Origin of the sequence: Micromonospora sp. NPDC051296 (genome assembly GCF_040682255.1) — a bacterium.
Lineage (GTDB): Bacteria > Actinomycetota > Actinomycetes > Mycobacteriales > Micromonosporaceae > Micromonospora > Micromonospora craterilacus.
In genome coordinates this window covers 1-5,055 of record NZ_JBFBAO010000445.1, presented here as the reverse complement: position 1 = coordinate 5,055, position 5,055 = coordinate 1, and the positions used below count along the sequence as shown (strand labels likewise).

At 68.3% G+C, this 5,055-nt stretch carries 6 protein-coding genes; 2 read left to right on the top strand and 4 right to left on the bottom strand.

Annotated features, from left to right (window positions below; all coding sequences use genetic code 11):
* The coding region (locus tag AB0M52_RS30400; RefSeq protein ID WP_363960851.1) for an RHS repeat-associated core domain-containing protein at positions 1 to 1,641 on the top strand (1,641 nt) is incomplete at its 5' end.
* Between the two features lie 325 nt (positions 1,642 to 1,966).
* Here AB0M52_RS30400 and msrA read toward each other — a convergent pair.
* The 4 genes from msrA to AB0M52_RS30380 all read right to left on the bottom strand — a co-directional run bounded on the left by msrA (position 1,967) and on the right by AB0M52_RS30380 (position 4,208).
* Complete coding sequence (msrA, locus tag AB0M52_RS30395; protein WP_363960849.1) at positions 1,967 to 2,629, bottom strand: peptide-methionine (S)-S-oxide reductase MsrA; 663 nt, start codon at positions 2,627 to 2,629, stop codon at positions 1,967 to 1,969.
* An 85-nt stretch (positions 2,630 to 2,714) separates the two neighbouring features.
* The gene (locus AB0M52_RS30390) at positions 2,715 to 3,131 is read right to left on the bottom strand and encodes an HIT family protein (RefSeq protein WP_363960847.1); all 417 of its coding nucleotides are present in this window, start codon (positions 3,129 to 3,131) and stop codon (positions 2,715 to 2,717) included.
* Positions 3,132 to 3,135: 4 nt separating this feature from the next.
* Positions 3,136 to 3,876: a nucleotidyl transferase AbiEii/AbiGii toxin family protein gene (locus AB0M52_RS30385; RefSeq protein ID WP_363960845.1), complete on the bottom strand. Its 741-nt coding sequence runs from the start codon at positions 3,874 to 3,876 to the stop codon at positions 3,136 to 3,138.
* Between the two features lie 2 nt (positions 3,877 to 3,878).
* Entirely contained in the window at positions 3,879 to 4,208 is a 330-nt protein-coding gene (locus tag AB0M52_RS30380) for a hypothetical protein (RefSeq protein ID WP_363960843.1), read from the bottom strand.
* Positions 4,209 to 4,303: 95 nt separating this feature from the next.
* Here AB0M52_RS30380 and AB0M52_RS30375 point away from each other — a divergent pair.
* Positions 4,304 to 5,055 (top strand): aminotransferase class I/II-fold pyridoxal phosphate-dependent enzyme (locus AB0M52_RS30375; RefSeq protein WP_363960841.1); only part of this gene is annotated, 752 nt, incomplete at its 3' end.

The following is a 5,055-nucleotide window of genomic DNA, read 5'->3' as shown; positions in this document are numbered from 1 at the left end:
GCCGACGGGGTGACCTCGACCACCACGTACGACCTGCTCGGCCGGGTGGCGACCAGCAACGACGGCAAGGCCACCCGGACGCACACCTACGACGGTGACACCGAGCGGCGTGGCCTGCTCACCTCCGTCACCGACACCCAGGCGGGCACCTTCACCGGCAGCTACGACGCCGACGGAACCCTGCGTACGGAGACCTGGCCCAACGGGATATTGGTCACCACCGACACCGACGAGACCGGCACCCAGATCGGCCTGACCTACGTCAAGCCAGGCTGCGCCGCCGAGGACTGCACCCTCTACACGGAGAGTGTGTTCGAATCTGCGCACGGGCAGTGGCGGAAACGATCGTCGACCCTGTCGGAGCAGAGCTACACGTACGACCAGGCGGCCCGGCTCACCTCGATTCGGGACACCATCGGCGGCCAGTGTGTTAGCCGCACCTACGGGTTCAGCGCCTCGTCGAACCGCACCTCGGTCACCGAGTACGGCCCGGCGGCCGATGGCACCTGCCAGACCACGACCTCGGCCTGGTCGCGGAGTTGGACGTACGACACGGCCGACCGGGTGAACACCGCCGGGTACGTCTACGACGCCCTCGGCCGGACGACGACCGTACCGGCGGCCGACAGTGCAACCTCGGCCGGCGGCAACGTGACGGTCGCATACCACTCGACCGACCTGGTCGACACCATCACCCAGGGCGGTCGGACCACCGACTACACGCTCGACGTGACCGGCGAGCGGATCCGTTCGTGGACTGATAACGCCAGTGGCGCAGCCGTGGGGTCGGTACACCACTACGACGGTGACGAAGACAGTCCATCCTGGACGCAGGAGACGAATGAGCTGTTCACCCGACCAATCTCCGGCCTGTCCGGGATGGCGGGCGTCTTTGACAGCGAGAGCGTGCAGGTCGACTGGCAGCTCACCAACCTCCATGGTGACCTGGTCGCGGCGATCGACGGCGACGACGAGGGCCTCTCTCGCACCAGCGAGGCCAACGAGTACGGCACCCCGCGCAACACTGCCGACGTCGGCAGCCAGCGGTACGGCTGGCTCGGCGCCAAGCAGCGGGCCGCCGACACCCCGTCCGGCATCGTCCTCATGGGCGTACGGCTATACAACACCGCCACCGGCCGCTTTCTCCAGGTCGACCCCGTTTACGGCGGAAGCTGCAACGCGTACGAATACACCTGTGCCGACCCTGCCAACAAAGAGGACCTGGATGGCAAGTGTGTCCTGGGTCGGAAAAAGGGAGGCGGTTGCCGGGGCGGACGCTGGTGGCGGTCGAACGGCAAGTGGGTGGTCGGCGGAGCACTCGCCCTGGGCGGCGTAGCGGCATGCCTGGGCACGGCCGGTGTCGGGTGCGCGATCATTGCCGGGGCCATCGTTGGAGGAGCAACGTATGGCTACAACTGCTACCACGACAGTCGATACCGTTGGAGCAGGCGCTGCACCGGCCAGGCTGCGAGGGGCGCGGCGTATGGGGCCCTAACTGGTGGGGGCGGCAAGTACCTGAGAAACCGCCACGCCAGTTTTACCTACAAGACGTCCCATCGGTCAGCCGGGCGCGGCAAGTATCGATACTCTGGTTCGCACCGCAAGGGCGGTTGGCGCAACCACTGGAAGATGATGTGGTGACGCTGGTATCAGGGGAAGGAATGGGTGCGAGAAGGTCATCAGCGCTGCGCTGGCTCTTGTGGGGAGCGATGGTCTTTGCCCTTATGTATCTAGCACAAATCCTGGGCGATTCGCTTAACAGCCGAGCGGTTCAGTCCCTCGTGATCGCATTGACGATAGGACTGGCGTTCATGACCGTACCCAAGCGGCGGCGGTAAGCAAGCGGCGCAGGCACCGGGTCCGGATCGGGACCCGGTGCCTGCTCGATGGCACCGATGCCCGGAACATCGGAGGCCGGCCCGTCGAAACCTGGGCGGGCCAGCCTCCGAACGTCGATCCGGGTTGTTCAGCCGGCGGTACGGGCGACGCCGACCGGGCAGCTCAGCCCGTTCGGGCCGTGGTTGCAGTAGCCGTTGGGGTTCTTGGTCGGCGCGAGGTACTGCTGGTGATAGTCCTCGGCGAGAAAGTAGTCACCCAGCCGGCCGATCTCCGTGGTGATCTCACCCTTGCCGGCGCGGGCCACGATCGGCGCGAACGCGTCCCGGGACGCCTGCGCGGTGGCCAACTGCTCGTCCGTGGTGACGTAGATCGTCGACCGGTACTGGGTACCCACGTCGTTGCCCTGGCGCATGCCCTGGGTCGGGTCGTGGTTCTCCCAGAAGACCTTGAGTAGGTCCTCGTAGCTGATCTTCGCGGGGTCGTAGACCACCTGGACCACCTCGGCGTGCCCGGTCTCGCCGGAGCAGACCTCCTCGTAGGTCGGGTTCGGGGTGTAACCACCCGCGTAGCCGACCGAGGTGGTGAACACTCCCGGCAGCGTCCAGAACAGCCTCTCGGCGCCCCAGAAACACCCCATGCCGAACACGGCGACCTGCGAGCCCTCGGGGAACGGGCCCTTCAGCGGGGTCCCGAGCACCTCGTGCCGGTCGGCGACCGGCATCGCGATCGGGCGGCCGGGCAGGGCCCGGTCGGGGGAGATCATCTCGGCCTTCATGCGGCGGAGGAACACGGTGGAACTCCTTTCGTACCCTTCCCCGCCTGCAACACCGGCGGACCCCACTTCCTTACCCGCCCCGCGTCCGCTCAGGCCCCACTCACGCCCCGAGGGCGATATGGATACGGTCCGCGTAGGAGGTGGCCTCGGCGTCGTCCGCGTAGCGGGTACGCGGCCAGAAGAATCCGCGCAGCCCGTCGCCCTTCGTCCGGGGCACCACGTGGGTGTGCAGGTGCGGCACCGACTGGGACACCTTGTTGTTCATCGCCACGAACGTGCCGCCCGCGCCCAGACCGGCCTCCACCGCCATGGCCAGCCGCCGGACCAGCCCGAAGTAACCGGCGATGGACTCCGGCGGCAGGTCGGCGAGGGTGACCAGGTGCGTACGGGGGACCACCAGCAGGTGCCCCTTGAACACCGGCCGGGTGTCCAGGAACGCCACCCCGTCCGGTTCATCGACGACGCGGAACGCCGGCACCTCACCCGCCACGATCCCGCAGAACACGCACCCTGCCATCGGCTCAGGCTATGACTGGTCGTGAAACGCCGCTTGCCGGCTCGCCCCGAGCATCAGGCGGGTCGAGGTAGGAATCCCAGTCGTCGTCCACGACGCCGACTGGTCCGGTTTCTCCGCTCGCCAGGCGCGATCGGATGTCCGCCTCCCAGGCCAGCGCCCACCCGCACAGCGCCTCGACATCGCTTTCGCCGAGCCCGTAAGACATGAACGTCTCGTCATCAAGCTCGCGAACCCCGCCAAGTCGGTCGGCTAACTCCTCCAGGAGGAAACCGACGGTGTGCTGGGCGCCCAGGGACTCCAGCTCGTGCCAGCCCAGTCGGCTGTTGGCGGCGCAGATGTCGATGTAGTCGCGGTGAGCTGCGCGTTCGTGCAGGGCCCGCACCTTCAGCCCGACCGCGTCCTCGAACGCGAGGACAGGACCGATGCTGAGTTGCGCGGGGGGCCCGATCGCCTCCTTCAGAAGATCGACCTCACACGCTGTCGCTTCCGTGGACACCACAAGTCGCGCCATTCGGGGAGTGGCCTCGATGATGCGAGCGGCGAAGCCGGCAGCGACGTAGGCGTCGGCGAGCCGCTCGGCTACCGCCGGAAGTGGCATGGCAGTCGCCGTCGCGAAGTCGATGTCTCGGGAGGGTCTGCTGGTCAGCTCGTGCGCCGACAGAGCGTAACCACCTGCGAGGACCAGGCCGAGATCGTTACCAGCGTCGAAGCCGATACGCAGCAAACGTCGATGCAAGTCGTCCATAGTCAGGCAGCGGCCAACTCGGGAAGCTGCCGCTCCCAGAGGGCAACCAGGCGTCGGGAGGTCAGCCGCCGGATCCGGGGCCAGTCGGCACGCAGCAGGGTGGCGTTGATATAGCGGATCATGTCGTCACGCTGGCCGCAGTCCAAAAGCGTGCGGTAGAGCGTCAGCCGCTCCCGAGGATCATCGACGTCGAACTCGGTCAGGCCGGACCAGGCCAGTCGTACCGGCAGGGCGACGCGACCATGATCGGGACCTGCCAGCAGGTCGAGCGAGGCCGGGATGCGGTCGGCTACGCCGATCAGGCGGGATGGCAGCGTCTCGGTCGGGGTCACCCGGCCAGTATCGCCCAACGGCCCGACAGGACGTCGGAGGCGAACCGGGCCGGGTTCCATACGCTGGGACGGGCGGGAGGACTAACGTCTGCGGAATGAACCACGGCTTCGAGACGCTCGCCATCCACGCCGGCCAGGACCCCGAGGCCCGCACCGGCGCGGTGATCCCACCGATATACCAGACCAGCACGTACGCCCAGGACGCGGTCGGCGCGCCCCGGCTCGGGTACGAGTACAGCCGCTCCGGCAACCCGACTCGCGACGCGCTCCAGGAATGCCTGGCCGCGTTGGAGGGCGGGCCGGTCGGGCTGGCCTTCGCCAGCGGCCTGGCCGCCGAGGACACCCTGCTGCGTACCGTCTGCGCCCCGGGTGACCACGTGGTCATCCCCGACGACGCGTACGGCGGCACGTACCGGCTCTTCGCCAAGGTGGCCGAGCGGTGGGGCCTGGCGTACACCCCGGCGAAGGTTTCCGACCCGGACGCCGTGCGGGCCGCGATCCGCCCCGGCGTCACCAAGGTGGTGTGGGTGGAGACGCCGACGAACCCGCTGCTCGGCATCGCCGACATCGCCACCCTCGCCGCCGTCGCGCACGACGCCGGAGCGCTGCTGGTGGTCGACAACACCTTCGCCTCGCCGTACCTGCAGCAGCCGATCGCGCTCGGCGCGGACGTGGTGGTGCACTCCACCACCAAGTACATCGGCGGGCACTCCGACGTGGTCGGCGGAGCGCTGGTGGCGGCCGACGCCGCGCTCGGCGAGCAGCTGCGCTACCACCAGAACGCGATGGGCGCGGTCAACGGCCCGTTCGACGCCTGGCTGACCCTGCGCGGCATCAAGACCCTCGG

Coding starts and splice junctions, on each gene's coding strand:
- AB0M52_RS30385 (WP_363960845.1), bottom strand. CDS start 3,876: ATGGACGACTTGCATCGACGTTTGCTGCGTATCGGCTTCGACGCTGGT.
- AB0M52_RS30390 (WP_363960847.1), bottom strand. CDS start 3,131: ATGGCAGGGTGCGTGTTCTGCGGGATCGTGGCGGGTGAGGTGCCGGCG.